Here is a 17413-nt window from a genome sequence, read left to right on the forward strand (position 1 = left end):
TTTCACACGAACACCCTCAAGAACAAAACGGAGCTCACTCCAAATGTCTATCGTAGAAGTCAAAGTTCCCCAACTTTCCGAATCCGTGGCCGAGGCCACCATGCTCACCTGGAAGAAGAAGGCCGGCGAAGCCGTCGCCGTCGATGAAATCCTGATCGAGATCGAGACCGACAAGGTCGTGCTGGAAGTGCCCGCGCCTTCGGCTGGCGTGCTGGCCGAGATCGTGCAGCCCGATGGCGCCACCGTGGTGGCCGATCAGCTGATCGCCAAGATCGACACCGAAGGCAAGGCTTCGGCCGCCGCACCGGCAGCTGCTCCCGCGGCTGCGCCGGCTGCAGCAGCGCCTGCCCCCGCAGCAGCTGCCGCCGCCACTGGTGGTTCGAAGTCGGACGTGGCCATGCCCGCCGCCGCCAAGCTGCTGGCAGACAACAACCTGAAGACCGGCGACGTGGCCGGTACCGGCAAGGACGGCCGCGTCACCAAGGGTGACGTGCTCGGCGCGGTCGCTGCAGGCGCCAAGCCCGCCGTGGCTGCCACCATCCCCGCGCCGGCTGCCAAGCCCGCGCTGCCGCAGGTGAGCGCACCGACCGGCGCGCCCGACCTGGGCGAGCGTCCGGAACAGCGCGTGCCCATGAGCCGCCTGCGCGCCCGCATCGCCGAGCGCCTGCTGCAATCGCAGTCGACCAACGCCATCCTGACGACCTTCAACGAAGTCAACATGGCACCCGTCATGGAACTGCGCAAGCGCTTCCAGGACAGCTTCACCAAGGAACACGGCGTGAAGCTCGGCTTCATGTCCTTCTTCGTGAAGGCCGCGGTGCACGCACTGAAGAAGTACCCGGTGATCAACGCCTCGGTCGACGGCAACGACATCCTGTACCACGGCTACTTCGACATCGGTATCGCCGTCGGTTCGCCGCGCGGCCTGGTGGTGCCGATCCTGCGCAATGCCGACCAGATGAGCTTTGCCGATATCGAGAAGAAGATCGCCGAGTTCGGCAAGAAGGCCCAGGACGGCAAGCTGGGCATCGAAGACATGACCGGCGGTACGTTCTCGATCTCGAACGGCGGCACCTTCGGCTCGATGCTGTCGACCCCGATCATCAACCCGCCCCAGTCGGCCATCCTCGGCGTGCACGCCACCAAGGATCGCGCCGTGGTCGAAAACGGCCAGATCGTCATCCGCCCGATGAACTACCTCGCCATGAGCTATGACCACCGCATCATCGACGGCCGCGAAGCCGTGCTGGGCCTGGTTGCCATGAAGGAAGCGCTGGAAGATCCGTCGCGTCTGCTGTTCGATATCTGAGGAGAGAGAACCAGATGGCAAACAAACAATTCGACGTCATCGTCATCGGCGGCGGCCCTGGCGGCTACATCGCAGCCATTCGCGCGGCGCAGCTCGGCTTCAACGTCGCCTGTGTCGACGAGTGGAAGAACGGCAAGGGCGGCCCCGCACCGGGCGGCACCTGCACCAACGTCGGCTGCATCCCCTCGAAGGCACTGCTGCAATCGTCGGAGCACTTCGACCAGGCCGGCCACCACTTCGCCGACCACGGCATCAAGGTCGAAGGCCTGGGCCTCGACCTCGACAAGATGCTGGCCCGCAAGGACCAGGTCGTGAAGCAGAACAACGACGGCATCCTGTACCTGTTCAAGAAGAACAAGATCACCTTCTTCCATGGCCGCGCATCGTTCGTGAAGACCGATGAAACCGGCTACGAGATCAAGGTGGCGGGCGCAGCCGAAGAGTCGATCAGCGGCAAGCACATCGTGGTTGCCACGGGCTCCAACGCCCGCGCGCTGCCGGGCGTGCCGTTCGACGAGGAGAACATCCTCTCGAACGACGGCGCACTGCGCATCGGCGCGGTGCCAAAGAAGTTGGGCCTGATCGGCTCGGGCGTCATCGGCCTCGAAATGGGCTCGGTGTGGCGTCGCCTGGGCGCCGAAGTCACGGTGCTCGAAGCGCTGCCGACTTTCCTCGGCGCGGTCGACGAGCAGATCGCCAAGGAAGCCAAGAAGGCTTTCGACAAGCAGAAGCTCAAGATCGAACTCGGCGTGAAGGTCGGCGAGATCAAGTCGTCCAAGAAGGGCGTGAGCGTGGCCTGGACCGACGCCAAGGGCGAAGCCCAGACGCTGGAAGTCGACAAGCTGATCGTCTCGATCGGCCGCGTGCCCAACACCATCGGCCTGAACGCCGAAGCCGTGGGCCTGAAGCTCGACGAGCGTGGCGCGATTGCCGTGGACGACGACTGCAAGACCAACTTGCCCAACGTGTGGGCTATCGGCGACGTGGTGCGTGGCCCGATGCTGGCGCACAAGGCCGAGGAAGAGGGCGTTGCCGTGGCGGAGCGCATTGCGGGCCAGCACGGTCACGTCAACTTCAACACCGTGCCTTGGGTGATCTACACCAACCCCGAGATCGCATGGGTCGGCCAGACCGAGCAGCAGCTCAAGGCTTCGGGCCGCGCCTACAAGGCCGGCACCTTCCCGTTCCTGGCGAACGGCCGCGCACGCGCGCTGGGCGACACGACCGGCATGGTCAAGTTCCTGGCCGATGCCGCGACCGACGAGATCCTGGGCGTGCACATTGTGGGCCCGCAAGCCAGCGAGCTGATCTCCGAAGCCGTCGTGGCAATGGAGTTCAAGGCGAGCGCCGAAGACATCGCGCGCATTTGCCACGCCCATCCGTCGCTGTCGGAAGCCACGAAGGAAGCGGCCCTGGCGGTCGACAAGCGCACGCTCAACTTCTGATTGTTTGAGCGAACCGGCTTCAATCGCCCGTCAACCGGGTGATTGAAGCTTTTCAATTTCCAGCGATCTGAATCCCTTGAGCGTCATACAGGCTTACGAAGCGGAACTCGCGGCGCGCGGGTTCAAGAGCGATCCCGCGCAACTGCGTGCCGTCCAGGCGCTCGATCGCTGCGCGAACGAGTGGGCCGAGTACAAGGCGCAGCGTTCCAACGCGCTGAAGAAGTTCATCAACCGGCCGGAGCTGCCGCGCGGCGTGTACATGTACGGCGGCGTCGGGCGTGGCAAGAGCTTCCTGATGGACCTGTTCTTCAACGCCGTGCCGCTGCGGCGCAAGACGCGCCTGCACTTTCACGAGTTCATGCGCGAGGTGCACCGCGAACTGCGCGAGCTGCAGGGCACCGTCAACCCGCTCGACGAGCTGGGGCTGCGCATTTCCAAGCGCTACAAGCTGATCTGCTTCGACGAATTCCACGTCGCGGACATCACCGACGCGATGATTCTTCATCGGCTGCTGGTGGCGTTGTTCGAGAACGGCGTGGGCTTTGTCACCACCTCCAATTTCAAGCCCGACGACCTGTACCCCGGCGGGCTGCATCGCGACCGCATCCTGCCCGCGATTGCGCTGCTCAACGAGAAGCTCGAAGTGCTCAGCGTGGACAACGGCACCGACTACCGGCGCCGCACGCTCGAGCAACTGCGCATGTACCTCACGCCCAACGATGCGGCGTCCGAAAAGGAAATGCGCAAGGCCTTCGACAAGCTGGCCGAAACGGCCGATGAAAACCCCGTGCTGCACATCGAGCAGCGCGAGATCCGCGCACGACGCAAAGCCGGCGGTGTGGTCTGGTTCGACTTCAAGACGTTATGCGGCGGACCGCGCTCGCAGAACGATTACCTCGAAATTGCCAGCCAGTTCCATACGGTGCTGCTGTCCGACGTGCCGCACATGCCGGTGCGCATGGCCTCTGAAGCACGTCGTTTCACCTGGCTGATCGACGTCTTGTACGACCGGCGCGTGAAGCTCATCATGTCGGCCGAGGTTCCGCCGGAGGCGTTGTACACCGAGGGGCCCCTGGCGCACGAGTTTCCGCGCACGGTTTCCCGGCTCACCGAGATGCAGTCGAGCGAGTTTCTTGCCCTCGAACGACGCGTCGTCGACACCCGACTTACATGAAAAAAATCGCTCTTGCCCTGTTGATGACACTGGCCAGCCTGCCGCTTTGGGCGCAGTCCAATGCGGCGTCGGGCGGTGTCGACCTCGATGCCGAACGCAGCAGGCTTTCCGCCGAGCGCGAGGCCGTCGAAAAGCGCTTTCTGCAAGAGCGGGTGGCCTGCTACAAAAAATTCGCGGTCGAAGACTGCCTGCGCGAGAGCCGCGACCGGCGGCGCGTCGACACGGCCAACATCAAGCGCCAGGAAACGGCGATCAACGACATCCAGCGCCAGCGCAGTGGCGCGGCCGAGCTGCAGAAGCTCGACCAGAAGGCGAGCACGCCGCGTTCGGAGGATTCGCCCGAGAAGCGGGACCAGTCGATCCAGAACCAGAAGGACCGCGAGCAGCGCGCCGCCGACCATGCGGCCAGCCGGGCTTCGGCAGCGGCGCAGGATGCTGAGCGCCAGCGCCAGTTCGAGTCCAAGCAAAAGGCGAACGCCGACGAGCAGGCCAAGGCTGCGCAGCGCCGGGCCGAGGCGCCGACTGCCGTCCAGCAGTACGAAAACAAGCAAAAGCGTGCCGAGGAGCACCGGGCCAGCCGCGAGCGGCAGAATGCCAACCGCAGCAAGCCGCGTGGCGCACCGTTGCCGCCGGCACCGGCCGCCTCGGCGCCCGCGCGCTGAGGCAGATACGGGAGCGGCCTGCCGGTCAGTCCGCTGCCGGGAGCGCGTCGAGCTTCAGGACGGCAATCGAAATGTTGTCGCCGGTGCCACGGGCCCGGCGGCGTGCTTCCCCCACCAAAATTTCAACCGCATCGCGCGGCGGCTGCGCGTAGAGCACGCTCGCCAGTTCTTCGGGGCTGAAGTAGTGCCAGAGGCCGTCGCTGCAGGCCATCAGCAGATCGCCTGATTCCATCTTGGGGATGTAGTGCGGATCGATGGGCGGTGGCGTTGTCGCCATGCCCAGGCAGCCCAGCAGGATGTTGCCTTGCGGGTGCGTGTTGGCCTCGGCTTCGCTGATCTGGCCGCGGTCGATCAGCGCCTGCACGTACGAATGGTCGCGTGTGCGCTTGATGAGCTGGCCGTCGTGAAAGTGATAGATGCGCGAATCGCCGGCGTGGATCCAGGCGCAGTCGCCCTTCGGATTCATCAGGAAGGCGGCGAGGGTGCTGTGAGGTTCCTGTTCGCTTGAGATGGCGGTGAGCTTGATCACCGTGTGCGAGTCTTCCAGCATCTGCTTGAGCATGGCCTCGGGGTTGTCGCGGCCGGGTTGGTAGCGCGTGAAGAGCTGGCGCGCGGTCATCAGCACCTGGTCGGAGGCCTTGCGCCCGCCGCTGCGCCCACCCATGCCGTCGGCCACGACGCCCAGCACGCAGCCGGGCACGCGCGGATGGCTCATCATCAGCACCTGATCCTGCTGGTAGGGGCGGTCACCCTTGTGGAGTCCGGTGGCCGCGGCAAGTCGAAAGCCTTGAGTCATGAGGCGTATGCGCTCAGGGCGCGTTTTCTGTCTTCTCGGGGATTCTTGTCAGGACGTATTATCGAATGAACATGCGCCGCGAAAACCCCGCGTTCGCTCCCCACCGTTGGACTCCAATCTTCATTCCCTTTCCCGCCAACTGATCGAATTGCGCATCGAGCATGCCGATCTGGACGCCACCATCGACCGGCTGGCCGAGGCGTTGCCACAAGACGAGCTTTTGCTGCGGCGCCTGAAAAAGCGCCGCCTTGCGCTGCGTGACCAGATCACGCGCGTCGAAAACATGCTCGACCCGAGAGAACCTGCGTGACGGAAAGCCTCGAAGACAAGGTGCGCGACGCCTTCGCGCCCGACGGTGCGTTGTCGCGCGCTGCCGATCAATTCCGCGAACGCTCGGGCCAGACCGAAATGGCGATGGCTGTTGCACGCACCATCGACCAGGGCGGCGTGCTGGTCGTCGAGGCCGGCACCGGTGTGGGCAAGACTTTTTCGTACCTCGTGCCGGCGCTGCTGAGCGGCGAGCGCGTGCTGTTGTCGACCGCCACGAAGACCTTGCAAGACCAGCTGTTCGGCCGCGATCTGCCGCGGCTGGTCGAGGCATTCGGGCTGCCGGTGCGCACGGCGCTGCTCAAGGGGCGCGGCAGCTACCTGTGCCTGCATCGCCTCGACACGGCACGGCACGACGCGTCGCTGCCGGAGCGCGGCAGCCTGCGCACGCTCGCCAAGATCGAGCAATGGTCGAAGGCCACGCGCACGGGCGATCTGGCCGAATTGCCGGGGCTCGACGAGCGTTCGCCGCTGATCCCGCTGATCACGTCCACGCGCGAGAACTGCCTGGGCGCGCAGTGTCCGCAGTTCAAGCCTTGCCATGTCAATCTGGCCCGGCGCGAGGCGCTGGCGGCCGACATCGTGGTCATCAACCACCATCTGTTCTTTGCCGACCTGGCGGTGCGCGAAACCGGCATGGCGGAGCTGCTGCCGACCGTGAGCGTGGTGGTGTTCGACGAAGCCCATCAACTCAACGAAACCGGCGTGCAGTTCCTGGGCGCACAACTCGGCAGCGGGCAGGCGCTCGATTTCGCGCGCGACATGCTCGGTGCCGGGCTGCAGCATGCGCGTGGACTGGTCGACTGGCAGCAGCTGGTCGCGGGGGTCGAACGCGCCGCGCGCGAGCTGCGGCTGGTGGTGGGCAAGCAATGGCCGGGCACCAAGCTGCGCTGGCTGGGCGCTTCGCCCGAGGGCATCGATCCGGACGCCTGGCAGCAGTCGCTCGACGACCTGCAGCATTCTTTCGAGTTGGCGGCCGAGGGGCTCGATACGGTCAGCGAAATTTCTCCCGACTTCGTGCGTTTGCACGAGCGGGCACGGCAACTCGCGAAGCGCACGGCGCGCTTCGCATTGCCCTGTGAGGTCGATTCGGTGCGCTGGGTCGATGTGGGCTCGCAGCTGCGGTTGATCGAGTCGCCGCTCGACATCGCCGAGGCCATGCGCAAGCGCGTGCTCAAGATTGCAGAGGTCGAAACCGAAGTCGATGGCTATGGCGAAGAGGTTGCGCGCGAGGAGCCGGTGCACGAGGACGGCGGCCGCGCCTGGGTCTTCACGTCGGCCACGCTGGGCGACGAGCCCACGTTGCGATGGTTCACCGAGCCCTGCGGTCTGCACGATGCGGAAGTGCTGCGTGTGCAGAGCCCCTTCGACTACGCCTCGCAGGCTGCGCTGTACGTGCCGCGTGCTTTTCCGAAGCCCAACGATCCGGTGCACAGCCAACGGGTCGCGCAATTGGCCGCGCATGGTGCGGCCGAACTCGGTGGCCGCACCCTGGTGCTGACGACCACGCTGCGAGCCCTGCGCACCATCGGCGACGCAATGCGGCAGCAGTTCGAGCTGCTCGAAACCGATGCGCGGCCCGAGGTGCTGGTGCAAGGCGAGTTGCCCAAGCGCGTGCTGATGGACCGTTTCCGGGAAGGCGCGAGCGACGGTCGTGCGGGCTGTGTGCTGGTCGCGTCCGCTTCGTTCTGGGAGGGCTTCGATGCGCCCGGCGATGCCCTGCAACTCGTAGTGATCGACAAGCTGCCATTCCCGCCGCCGAACGATCCCTTGGTCGAGGCGCGTTCGCAGCGTCTCGAGGCGCAGGGCCGGAGTTCGTTCAGCGACTACTCGTTGCCCGAAGCGGCTGTGGCGCTGAAGCAGGGCGCGGGGCGGTTGATCCGGCGCGAGACCGACAGCGGCGTGCTGGCGATCTGCGATACGCGCCTGGTGGCTATGGGTTACGGGCGCCGGCTGCTGGCGGCGTTGCCACCGATGCGCCGGCTGGACAACGAATCGGATTTCAACGCGGCGCTGGAAGCGCTCAAGAGCTAGCCAGAAGCGCCAAAGCCTCCCGTAAGGGAGGCTTTGGCGTTACGCGCCGAGGCGCGAGATTTTGTTGGAAAGCGGAAAAAAGTCCCGGCTTACCAGACCTTCCACCAGGGATCGTCCTTGCCGCGGAAGCCGTTCGCAAGGAACGTGCTCTGGGGATAGTTGGTGGTCAGCACCCGTTGCGCGTCGTCGCGCAGGTCCTTCATGCCGAGGGCGTCGTACGACTTCACCATGATGTACAGGGCTTCTTCGAGCGCCGGCACTTCGCGGTAGTCGGACAGCGCGATCTGGGCGCGGTTGATGGCGGCCAGGTAGGCGCCGCGCGTGTAGTAGTAGCGGGCCACGTGCACTTCGTACTGAGCCAGCGAGTTCACGATGTAGTTCATGCGCTGGCGCGCATCGGGCGCGTAGCGCGAATCGGGGAATCGCGTGACGAGGTCCTTGAAGGACTGGAACGATTCCTTGGCGGCCTTCTGGTCGCGCTCGGACAGGTCCTGGCGCGTCAGGAACGCGAACATGCCGAGGTCGTCGTTGAAGTTGATCACGCCCTTGAGGTACAGCGCGTAGTCGAGCGCCGGGCTGGCCGGATGCAGCTTCATGAAGCGGTCGATGGTGGCGATGGCATTCGCCTTTTCGCCCGACTTGTATTGGGCGTAGGCCTTTTCCAGCTGAGCCTGCTGCGCGAGCGGCGTGCCGGCGGCACGGCCTTCGAGCTTCTCGTAGAGCGGAATTGCCTTGTCGTAGCCGCCCGATCCGGCTTCGTCCTTGGCTTCGGAATAAATGCGGTTGGGGCTCCAGCCGGCGGTCTTGTCTTCCTTGGTGGAAGAGCAGCCAGCTGCAAGTGCAGCCGCTAAGCCGAGCGCGATCCAGGTGGGGACCGATAATTTGGCGCGAAACATCACATACGGCTTTCGTGAAACAGTTGCCCTCAATTATATCGACCGGCCCTTCGGGCAATACCCCTGAAACTGTGGAGGCGTCCGAACACGAAGAGGGCGCTGATCCGATCGAAGCCAGCGAGCTGCGGCCCTTTGTCGTGGACCAGGCCCAGCACGGGCAGCGGCTCGACCGCGCGCTTGCTGCGCTGGTGCCCGAGTTTTCCCGCAGCTACCTGCAGCAATTGATCGAGGCCGGGGCGGTGGAGCTTCAGGGGCGCACGCTCACCAAGGTCTCGGCGACGGTGAAGGCGGGGCAGGCGGGGCGCATCGAGTTGCGCCCCACGCCGCAGAGCCAGGCCTTCCGCCCCGAGTCGATGGACCTCGTCACCGTGCACGAAGACGAACACCTGCGCATCATCGACAAGCCGGCTGGGCTGGTCGTGCATCCGGCGCCGGGCCACTGGAGCGGCACGCTGCTGAATGGCCTGCTGGCGCTGGACCCGAAGGCCGTGCTGCTGCCGCGCGCCGGCATCGTGCACCGGCTCGACCGCGACACCAGCGGGTTGATGGTCGTGGCGCGCACGCGGGCCGCCATGGACGCGATGGTGGCGCTGATCGCCGCGCGCGAGGTCAAGCGGCAGTATCTGGCGATGGCGCACAAGCCCTGGCTCGGCGGCGCCGCCCGACAGGTCGACGCCCCCATCGGCCGCGATCCGCGCAATCGCCTGCGCATGGCGGTGGTCGATCTGGAGCGCCATCCGGGCAAGACGGCGCGCACGCTGATCGAGCGGCTCGATTCCCATGCCGACGGCTGTGCCGTGCGGTGCACGCTCGAAACCGGCCGCACCCACCAGATTCGCGTGCACATGGCGTCCATCGGGCATCCGCTGGTCGGCGATGCGCTCTATGGCGGCGCACCTGCCGTCGGGCTGGAGCGGCAGGCGCTCCATGCATTCAGGCTCGCCTTCGTGCATCCTGTCACGCAGGCTGCGATGGAGTTCCGCTCGCCGCCGCCGCCCGATCTCGCCCGGGCTTTGCAGTCCTGGGGGCTGGACTACAATCGCGCCTGACGGCCCGAGGGCCTCGCCGGCCCCTCGATGCCGGCCCCGCGTTGCATTCGCCGAGTGCCGGCAACGCCTCCTTCTTTCATCCTTCTGAACAAGCGTCTACCAGGCGCCTTTTCCCGGATAACGCGAACCATGAATACGGCGGATGCCAAGCGCATTCTCGAAACCGCCTTGATCTGTTCGAGCCAGCCGCTGCCGGTGCGCGACATGCGCGTGCTTTTCGACGACGAGCTGGGAGTGGACACCATCAAGGTGCTGTTGCTTGAATTGCAGGAAGACTGGGCGCAACGCGGCCTGGAGCTGGTGAGCGTCGGCAGTGGCTGGCGCTTCCAGAGCCGGCCCGAGATGCGCGACCACCTCGATCGCCTGCACCCTGAAAAGCCGCCGCGCTACACGCGCGCCGCCCTCGAGACGCTGGCCATCATTGCCTATCGTCAGCCGGCCACGCGTGGCGACATGGAAGACATTCGCGGCGTCACGATCAACTCGCTGATCCTCAAGCAGCTCGAGGACCGCGGCTGGGTCGAGGTCATCGGCCATCGCGAAACGGTCGGTCGGCCGGCGCTCTATGCCACCACGCGCCAGTTTCTCGACGACCTGGGCCTGGCGTCGCTCAGCGAATTGCCGCTGATCGAAACCCCGGCGCAACAGGCTGCGCTCGTCGATGCGCTCGAGCAGGCGTCGGGCGACCAGCCGGACCTGTTGGTCGAAGAGGGCACGGCCCAAGCCTCTGCGAAGGAGGGTGCTTCGCAAGAGGCTGCCGCTCCAGTGGGCGAGCCCGCGACCGTGGAGGCTGCGCCCGAGGTCTTGGAGGCCGCTGCGGCACAGGTGGCCGAAAACGCAGCCGCAGCCGACGCGGTCGAGATCCCGTCCGAGGCGACGGTCGAGCACGAACCCATCGCCGAACCGGCTGCCGAGTCGGACGCAGACGCTGACCCGGTGCCGTCTGTCGAGGCCGCCCCAGCGCCCGAATTCCCATCACAGCCAGAGCCAAAACCCGACACCACGTCCCTGGACGAGGCCGATCCCCACGCAGTTTCTCCCGGAAAAACCTCATGAGCCCATCCGACACCGACGACGCGGCAATGCCGCCGGTCGAGCCCGAAATCAAGAAGAAGAAAAGAGCGGCTGCGCCCAAGAAGGCTGCGGGTGATGCTATTGAATCGGTAGCGCCTGAGGCTGTTGCGCCGGTGGAGGCCGAAGAGCCCAAGAAGCCGCGTGCCCGCAAGAAAAAGCCTGTCGAACAGCCTGTGGCCGATGAAGCTGTGGCGACCGTGCTCGAAGCGGCGCCAGTTGCCCCGGCCCCTGAAGCTGGCGCGGCTGTCGCGGCTGCCGCAGTTGAAGCGGCCCCGGTCGCTGCCGTGGCGCCCGAAGAAGATCGCGCTCCCGCACCAGTCGAGGCGTCGCGTCCTTCGGAAGAAGTGGTCCACGGCCATCGCGATGACCAGGACGATGGTGACGACGAGGACGAAGAAGAGCCCGACGAAGAGGAAGACGACCTCGACCGCGCACGCCGCGCCGCCGAGCGCGAGCAGCGCAACGCGCTTCCGCCCGAGCCGATCCGCTTTGCCGACGTCATTTCGGGCCAGTTCGATGCCGACGAAGAAAGCCCCGAGGTGCCACCGCTCAAGCGCGTGCTGCTGCCTGAAGCCGATTCGCCCAAGCTGCACAAGGTGCTGGCACAGGCCGGCCTGGGTTCGCGGCTCGAAATGGAGGCGCTGATCCTGCAGGGCCGGATCTCGGTCAACAACGAGCCCGCCCATATCGGCCAGCGCATCCAATACGGCGACCAGGTCAAGATCAACGGCAAGCCGATCCGCTATCGCATCGCGCCACCGCCGCCGCGCGTGATCGCGTACCACAAGCCCACCGGCGAGGTCGTCACGCACGACGATCCGCAGAACCGGCCGACCGTGTTTCGCAAGCTTCCGCGCCTGCAGCAGGGCAAGTGGCAGTCCGTCGGCCGGCTCGACCTGAACACCGAAGGCCTGCTGCTGTTCAGCAGCTCTGGTGACTTGGCCAACCAGCTCATGCATCCGCGCTTCGGCCTGGAGCGTGAGTACGCGGTGCGCGTGCTGGGTGCGCTCAGCAGCGAAGAAAAGCAGAAGCTCCTTGACGGTGTTCGCCTCGAAGACGGCATGGCCCAGTTCGGCACGATCGAAGAGGGCGGTGGCGAAGGCTCCAACTGCTGGTACCGCGTGACCATTTCCGAAGGCCGCAACCGCGAGGTTCGCCGGCTGTTCGAGTCGGTGGGCCATGCGGTCAGCCGGCTGATCCGTATCCGCTATGGCGCGATGGTGCTGCCGCGTGGCCTGAAGCGCGGCGCCTGGATGGAACTGGACGAGCGCGACATCCGCGCGCTGTTCCAGGCGTCCGGTGGTGCGGCCGCGCGCCCGGCGGGCCCGCCGCAACGCGGCCCGGGCGGCCCCGAAGGTGGTGGCCGCAATGGTCGCAACAAGAAGCGCCGTGGCAATCGCAATGGCGGTGGCGGCCAGCAACCGCGCGAGATGCGCGATCCGCGCGACGAGGGGCGCGATGCGCCGATCCCCAGTCCGCTGGGCGATGGCCGTCCTCCGCGTGGCGACCGGGGCGGTCGTGCCAACCGTGGCGGTGGCAACGGTGGCCCTCCGCAAGGGCAGGGGCGCCGTGGCAATGGCGGCGGTAACAACCGCCAGGGCGGAGGCAATCGCCAGCAGGGCGACGACCGTCAGCCGAGCGGTGCCAACCAGCCCGATCCGATGAAGACCTCGCTGGGCTACATCGGCGCCGACAGCTTCTCGCGCCAGCGCAAGGAGCAACGCGGTGGCCCGGGTGGTCGCCGTGGCGGAGGCGGTGGTGGCGGCTTCGGTGGCCAGGGTGGCCAAGGCGGCGGACGCCGTCGCGGGCGCTGAAAGCCTGCCGTTTCAGCGCGGCCTTTCACGGGGTTTTCGCCAATCCCGGGGCTTGCGCCGGTTAAAATCAGAGGCTTTGTCGACTTGTGACGCAACAAATTCGTTGCAGTTGTGACAAAACACTTCAAAATCAAGCTCAGGAAGCATTTCAATGGCTATCGAACGTACCCTTTCCATCATCAAGCCCGACGCCGTCGCCAAGAACGTCATCGGCAAGATCGTTTCCCGCTTCGAGGCTGCCGGCCTCAAGATCGTCGCCGCCAAGCTGGTGCACCTGTCGCGCAACGAAGCAGAGCAGTTCTACTCGGTGCACAAGGAGCGTCCCTTCTTCAAGGACCTGGTCGAGTTCATGATCTCGGGCCCCGTGTTCGTGCAAGTGCTCGAAGGCGAAAACGCCATCGCCAAGAACCGCGACCTGATGGGCGCCACCGATCCGAAGAAGGCAGCCGCCGGTACCATCCGCGCCGACTTCGCCGACAGCATCGACGCCAACGCAGTCCATGGTTCGGACGCCCCTGAAACCGCAGCGAACGAAGTCTCGTTCTTCTTCGCCGGCCTCAACGTCTACGCACGCTGAAGCTGTCTGTCGACTGATTCCATGACCACGGCCAACCTGCTCGACTTCGATCTCGAGGGGTTGGCTGCGTTCTGCGAAAAACTCGGCGAGAAGCGTTTCCGCGCCACGCAGCTGTTCCGCTGGGTTCACCAGCGTGGCGCCAGCGACTTCACCCAGATGACGGATCTGGCCAAGTCGCTGCGCGAAAAACTCGCCACCACCGCGCGCGTCGAGGCGCTCCCGGTTCTCACGCAGCACGAATCCAAGGACGGCACGATCAAGTGGCTGTTCGACGTCGGTGACGGCAATGCCGTCGAAGCCGTATTCATTCCCGAAGACGACCGCGGCACCCTGTGCGTGTCGTCTCAAGCCGGCTGTGCGGTCGGTTGCCGCTTTTGCTCGACCGGGCATCAGGGCTTCAGCCGTAACCTCGGTACGGGCGAAATCGTTGCTCAGCTGTGGTTTGCCGAGCACTTCCTTCGCAAACACCTGAAGCGCGATGAGCGCGTCATCTCCAACGTGGTGATGATGGGCATGGGCGAGCCGCTGCAGAACTATTCGGCGCTGGTGCCCGCCTTGCGCACGATGCTCGACGACAACGCCTACGGGCTGTCGCGTCGCCGCGTGACCGTGTCGACCTCCGGCGTCGTGCCGATGATCGACCGCTTGGGCGCCGATTGCCCCGTTGCGATGGCAGTGTCGCTGCATGCGCCCAACGATGCGCTGCGCGACGACCTCGTGCCGCTCAATCGCAAGTATCCGATTGCCGAACTGCTCGAAGCCTGCAAGCGCTATCTGGTGCATGCGCCGCGCGACTTCATCACCTTCGAGTACTGCATGCTCGATGGCGTGAACGACCAGCCCGAGCACGCAAAGCAATTGATCGAACTCGTGCGAACGCATGGCGTTTCGTGCAAGTTCAACCTGATTCCATTCAATCCGTTTCCGGCCTCGGGCCTGCTGCGTTCGCCGCAGCCGCGTGTGCTGGAGTTCGCCAAGACGCTGAGCGAGGCCGGGCTCGTGACGACCGTGCGCAAGACGCGCGGCGACGACATCGATGCCGCCTGCGGACAGCTCGCCGGCGACGTCAAGGACCGCACCCGCGCGGCCGAGCGCATGGCCCAGCGCCGCGCGACCGAGCGACCCATTGTTTTGCATCCGGTCCAAAAGACCGCCCCCCAGGAGCATTGACGCAATGAGCATGGCCTTTCCGATGACGACCGCAAGCGCGCAGCGAATGCTGGCCGCGAGTTTTGCCGGCGTTGCCGTGGCGTTTCTGCTCGGAGGCTGCGTCAACACGCGGACCACCACCACCAGCCTGGCCGACAGCAGTTCGAGCCAGGGCTCGGAGATCGTGACCGAGTCCGACGAGACCAGCCGGCAGCGCCGCGCGCGCCTGCGCATGGAACTCGCCTCCGGCTATTTCCAGAACGGCCAGACCACCGTGGCCCTCGACGAGATCAAGCAGGCGCTGGTCGCCGACCCAAACTATGCCGACGCCTACAACCTGCGCGGCCTGGTCTACATGCGGCTCGAAGATGCCGGCATGGCCGAAGACAGCTTCCGCCGTGCCATTGCCATCAATCCGCGCGACCCCAACATCCGCCACAACTACGGTTGGCTGCTGTGCCAGCAGAACCGCTATGGTGATGCGGCGCAGCAGTTCACCGAAGCGCTCGCGGTGCCCGGCTATACCGACCGTGCCAAGACGCTGATGACGCAAGGCGTCTGCGAGCTCAAGGCCGGCCTTCGCCCGCAGGCAGAGCGCAGCCTGATGCAGGCCTACGAACTCGATGCCGGCAATCCGGTGGTCGGCTTCAACCTGGCCTCGGTGCTCGCGCAGCGCGAAGAATGGTCGCGCGCGCAGTTCTACATCCGCCGCGTCAACAACAGCCCCTCGGCCAGCGCCGAGACGCTCTGGCTCGGCATCAAGATCGAGCGCAAGCTCAACAACCGCGAGGCCGTTGCACAGTTGGGAGGCCAACTGCAGCGACGTTTCCCCCAGTCGCGGGAGGCATCAGCGTACGAGCGCGGGAATTTCAATGACTGATCGGGTTTCGGAGTTCGGCACTTCCGCGGCGCAGCCGCTCGAGGAAGGCGACATCACGCACAAGACGGCTGGCGACCTGCTTCGCGAAGCGCGCGAGGCCCACGGGCTGCACATCGAGATGGTGGCGGCCGCGCTGAAGGTGCCGCCGCAGAAACTCATGGCGCTCGAAGCGGACGACATCGCCTCGCTGCCCGATCCGGTCTTCGCGCGTGCATTGGCCAGCAGCGTCTGCCGGGCATTGCGCATCGACCCCGCGCCGGTGCTGGCAAAGCTGCCGAGCACGCAGAAAGTGTCGCTGGCCGTGGCCGACCGCACCATCAAGACGAACATCAGCTCGGGAACGCCGCGCTGGAACAACAACGGTGGCCGCTCGAGCGGATTGCCTTCGCGTGCGGTGCTCACGGTCGTGGTGCTGCTGCTGGTTGGCGCGGGTGCGCTGTTCTGGCTGCCCCAGTCGGTCTTTGATCAGATTGGCGCCTCCGTCTCGCGCCTGACCGCGCGCAGTGAGTCCGACGCCGCTTCGACGATCGAGCCCCCTGCGAGCGGACAACCTTCGGGCGGCACGGGCGTGGCGGCTGAAGCCGCTCCCACGCAATCTGTGGCGCCGAGCGGCCCTGTGAGCGATGCGCCGGCAGCCAATACCAACGCTGCGGCGGCGCCAGTGGCTGCCGCTCCCGCAGCCCCGGCAGAGAGCAGCAGCCAGCAGCTCGTTTTCGTCGCGCGCGAAGAATGCTGGATCACCGTGACCGAGGCCGGCGGCAAGCAACTGCTGCGCCGCAGCCTGCAGGCCGGCGAAACGGTCGGGCTGTCGGGCACCTTGCCGCTGTCCGTGGTGGTGGGCCGCGCCTCGGCTGTCGATGTGCAGGTGCGCGGAAAGGCCTACGATCTGAAGCCTGTCACCCGTGGTGGTGGCGTGGCACGTTTCGAGGTGACATCGTGACCGATTGCACTCCCCAGCCCATCGAATCGGCGGCCCCGAAGCCGCGCCGTTCGCGCCAGGCCAGCGTGGTCTGGGGCTCGCGTGTCGTCACGGTGGGTGGCGACGCGCCGGTTCGCGTTCAGTCGATGACGAACACCGACACGGTCGATGCCATCGGCACGGCCATCCAGGTCAAGGAACTGGCCATTGCTGGCTCGGAGATGGTGCGCATCACCGTTAACACGCCCGAGGCGGCGGCGCAGGTGCCTTACATTCGCGAGCAGCTCGACCGCATGGGCATCGACGTGCCGTTGGTCGGCGACTTCCACTACAACGGCCATCGCCTGTTGACCGACTATCCGGCTTGCGCCGAGGCGCTGAGCAAGTACCGCATCAACCCCGGCAACGTCGGTAAGGGTGACAAGCACGATCGCCAGTTCGGCCAGATGATCGACGCCGCCATGCGTTGGAACAAGCCGGTGCGTATCGGCGTGAACTGGGGCAGCCTCGACCAGGAACTGCTTGCGAGCCTGATGGACATCAACAGCCAGCGTGCCGAGCCCTGGGACGCCAAGCAGGTGATGTACGAAGCGTTGATCACCTCGGCCATCGAATCTGCCAGGCTGGCCGAATCGATGGGCATGGCCGGCAACCAGGTCATCCTGTCGTGCAAGGTGAGCGGCGTGCAAGACCTGATCTCGGTCTACCGCGAACTCGCGAAGCGTTGCGACTACCCGCTGCACCTCGGCCTGACCGAGGCCGGCATGGGCACCAAGGGCACGGTGGCATCGGCCACGGCTTTGTCGATCCTGCTGCAAGAGGGCATTGGCGACACGATCCGTGTGTCGCTCACGCCGCAGCCGGGTGAATCGCGCACGCAGGAAGTCGTGATTGCCTCTGAGATCCTCCAGGCCCTGGGCCTACGAATCTTCGTGCCGAGCGTCACCGCATGCCCGGGCTGTGGCCGCACCACGAGCACGACCTTCCAGGAACTGGCCAAGCAGATCGACGACTACCTGCGCCTGCAGATGCCGGTCTGGCGCAAGAAATATCCGGGCGTCGAGACGATGAAGGTGGCCGTCATGGGCTGCATCGTCAACGGCCCTGGCGAGAGCAAGCACGCCGACATCGGCATCAGCCTTCCCGGCACGGGCGAGGCGCCCGCTGCGCCGGTCTTCATCGACGGCGAAAAGGCCCTCACGTTGCGCGGCGACAATATCGCCAACGAGTTCCACCAACTCGTCGAAACCTACATCGAAAAGCGCTTCGGCGGCGAGCACGCCGTCGCTGCCTGACACCTCCGCAGAC

At 65.8% G+C, this 17413-nt stretch carries 16 protein-coding genes; 14 read left to right on the plus strand and 2 right to left on the minus strand.

The window, feature by feature from the left end:
• Positions 1-43 precede the first annotated feature (43 nt).
• From odhB to ACGLHS_RS05360, 4 genes are all read left to right on the plus strand, one after another.
• Positions 44-1309 (plus strand): 2-oxoglutarate dehydrogenase complex dihydrolipoyllysine-residue succinyltransferase, encoded by a 1266-nt coding sequence (gene odhB / locus ACGLHS_RS05345; protein WP_394477529.1) that lies wholly within the window; start codon positions 44-46, stop codon positions 1307-1309.
• A gap of 14 nt (positions 1310-1323) precedes the next feature.
• The gene (gene lpdA / locus ACGLHS_RS05350; RefSeq protein WP_093237547.1) at positions 1324-2754 is read left to right on the plus strand and encodes a dihydrolipoyl dehydrogenase; all 1431 of its coding nucleotides are present in this window, start codon (positions 1324-1326) and stop codon (positions 2752-2754) included.
• A gap of 76 nt (positions 2755-2830) precedes the next feature.
• On the plus strand, positions 2831-3928 hold the full coding sequence (zapE, locus tag ACGLHS_RS05355; protein ID WP_093237548.1) for a cell division protein ZapE: 1098 nt from the start codon (positions 2831-2833) through the stop codon (positions 3926-3928).
• The gene (locus tag ACGLHS_RS05360) at positions 3925-4590 is read left to right on the plus strand and encodes a hypothetical protein (RefSeq protein WP_093237549.1); all 666 of its coding nucleotides are present in this window, start codon (positions 3925-3927) and stop codon (positions 4588-4590) included. The genes zapE and ACGLHS_RS05360 overlap by 4 nt, the downstream gene beginning before the upstream one ends.
• Before the next feature lie 25 nt (positions 4591-4615).
• Here the strand turns inward: ACGLHS_RS05360 and ACGLHS_RS05365 are convergent, their stop codons facing one another.
• Positions 4616-5386 (minus strand): PP2C family serine/threonine-protein phosphatase, encoded by a 771-nt coding sequence (locus tag ACGLHS_RS05365; protein WP_093237550.1) that lies wholly within the window; start codon positions 5384-5386, stop codon positions 4616-4618.
• 106 nt (positions 5387-5492) lie between these two features.
• Between ACGLHS_RS05365 and ACGLHS_RS05370 the strand changes: the two genes are divergently transcribed.
• Together ACGLHS_RS05370 and ACGLHS_RS05375 are read left to right on the plus strand one after the other, a co-directional pair.
• Entirely contained in the window at positions 5493-5696 is a 204-nt protein-coding gene (locus ACGLHS_RS05370; protein ID WP_093237551.1) for a DUF465 domain-containing protein, read from the plus strand.
• Positions 5693-7747: an ATP-dependent DNA helicase gene (locus ACGLHS_RS05375; RefSeq protein ID WP_394477533.1), complete on the plus strand. Its 2055-nt coding sequence runs from the start codon at positions 5693-5695 to the stop codon at positions 7745-7747. Before ACGLHS_RS05370 ends, ACGLHS_RS05375 begins: the two co-directional genes overlap by 4 nt.
• An 89-nt stretch (positions 7748-7836) precedes the next feature.
• Here the strand turns inward: ACGLHS_RS05375 and ACGLHS_RS05380 are convergent, their stop codons facing one another.
• Positions 7837-8643 (minus strand): outer membrane protein assembly factor BamD, encoded by an 807-nt coding sequence (locus tag ACGLHS_RS05380; RefSeq protein WP_093237553.1) that lies wholly within the window; start codon positions 8641-8643, stop codon positions 7837-7839.
• A 35-nt stretch (positions 8644-8678) separates the two neighbouring features.
• On the opposite strand from ACGLHS_RS05380, the gene ACGLHS_RS05385 reads away from it, so the two are divergent.
• From ACGLHS_RS05385 to ispG, 8 genes are all read left to right on the plus strand, one after another.
• Positions 8679-9692 (plus strand): RluA family pseudouridine synthase, encoded by a 1014-nt coding sequence (locus ACGLHS_RS05385; protein WP_394478177.1) that lies wholly within the window; start codon positions 8679-8681, stop codon positions 9690-9692.
• 129 nt (positions 9693-9821) lie between these two features.
• Positions 9822-10748 (plus strand): SMC-Scp complex subunit ScpB, encoded by a 927-nt coding sequence (gene scpB / locus ACGLHS_RS05390; RefSeq protein WP_394477536.1) that lies wholly within the window; start codon positions 9822-9824, stop codon positions 10746-10748.
• Positions 10745-12580, plus strand: coding sequence for a pseudouridine synthase (locus ACGLHS_RS05395; RefSeq protein ID WP_394477538.1), 1836 nt, complete (start codon positions 10745-10747; stop codon positions 12578-12580). The genes scpB and ACGLHS_RS05395 overlap by 4 nt, the downstream gene beginning before the upstream one ends.
• Before the next feature lie 151 nt (positions 12581-12731).
• Entirely contained in the window at positions 12732-13157 is a 426-nt protein-coding gene (gene ndk / locus ACGLHS_RS05400; protein WP_013542117.1) for a nucleoside-diphosphate kinase, read from the plus strand.
• Between the two features lie 21 nt (positions 13158-13178).
• Positions 13179-14327, plus strand: a complete 1149-nt coding sequence (gene rlmN / locus ACGLHS_RS05405) for a 23S rRNA (adenine(2503)-C(2))-methyltransferase RlmN (RefSeq protein WP_394477541.1) — start codon at positions 13179-13181, stop codon at positions 14325-14327.
• Between the two features lie 4 nt (positions 14328-14331).
• Positions 14332-15186, plus strand: a complete 855-nt coding sequence (gene pilW, locus ACGLHS_RS05410; RefSeq protein ID WP_093237557.1) for a type IV pilus biogenesis/stability protein PilW — start codon at positions 14332-14334, stop codon at positions 15184-15186.
• Positions 15179-16126, plus strand: a complete 948-nt coding sequence (locus ACGLHS_RS05415; RefSeq protein WP_394477543.1) for a helix-turn-helix domain-containing protein — start codon at positions 15179-15181, stop codon at positions 16124-16126. The genes pilW and ACGLHS_RS05415 overlap by 8 nt, the downstream gene beginning before the upstream one ends.
• Positions 16123-17400, plus strand: a complete 1278-nt coding sequence (ispG, locus tag ACGLHS_RS05420; protein ID WP_394477545.1) for a flavodoxin-dependent (E)-4-hydroxy-3-methylbut-2-enyl-diphosphate synthase — start codon at positions 16123-16125, stop codon at positions 17398-17400. The genes ACGLHS_RS05415 and ispG overlap by 4 nt, the downstream gene beginning before the upstream one ends.
• The last annotated feature ends 13 nt before the right edge of the window (positions 17401-17413 follow it).

Origin of the sequence: Variovorax sp. VaC1 (assembly GCF_043658315.1) — a bacterium.
Classification (GTDB): Bacteria; Pseudomonadota; Gammaproteobacteria; order Burkholderiales; family Burkholderiaceae_C; genus Variovorax.

Bases quoted from the DNA above. Each gene is read 5' to 3' on its own strand.
- odhB (WP_394477529.1), top strand. From the start codon at position 44: ATGTCTATCGTAGAAGTCAAAGTTCCCCAACTTTCCGAATCCGTGGCC.
- lpdA (WP_093237547.1), top strand. From the start codon at position 1,324: ATGGCAAACAAACAATTCGACGTCATCGTCATCGGCGGCGGCCCTGGC.
- ACGLHS_RS05360 (WP_093237549.1), top strand. From the start codon at position 3,925: ATGAAAAAAATCGCTCTTGCCCTGTTGATGACACTGGCCAGCCTGCCG.
- ACGLHS_RS05365 (WP_093237550.1), bottom strand. From the start codon at position 5,386: ATGACTCAAGGCTTTCGACTTGCCGCGGCCACCGGACTCCACAAGGGT.
- ACGLHS_RS05380 (WP_093237553.1), bottom strand. From the start codon at position 8,643: ATGTTTCGCGCCAAATTATCGGTCCCCACCTGGATCGCGCTCGGCTTA.
- scpB (WP_394477536.1), top strand. From the start codon at position 9,822: ATGAATACGGCGGATGCCAAGCGCATTCTCGAAACCGCCTTGATCTGT.
- ACGLHS_RS05395 (WP_394477538.1), top strand. From the start codon at position 10,745: ATGAGCCCATCCGACACCGACGACGCGGCAATGCCGCCGGTCGAGCCC.
- ndk (WP_013542117.1), top strand. From the start codon at position 12,732: ATGGCTATCGAACGTACCCTTTCCATCATCAAGCCCGACGCCGTCGCC.
- rlmN (WP_394477541.1), top strand. From the start codon at position 13,179: ATGACCACGGCCAACCTGCTCGACTTCGATCTCGAGGGGTTGGCTGCG.
- pilW (WP_093237557.1), top strand. From the start codon at position 14,332: ATGAGCATGGCCTTTCCGATGACGACCGCAAGCGCGCAGCGAATGCTG.
- ACGLHS_RS05415 (WP_394477543.1), top strand. From the start codon at position 15,179: ATGACTGATCGGGTTTCGGAGTTCGGCACTTCCGCGGCGCAGCCGCTC.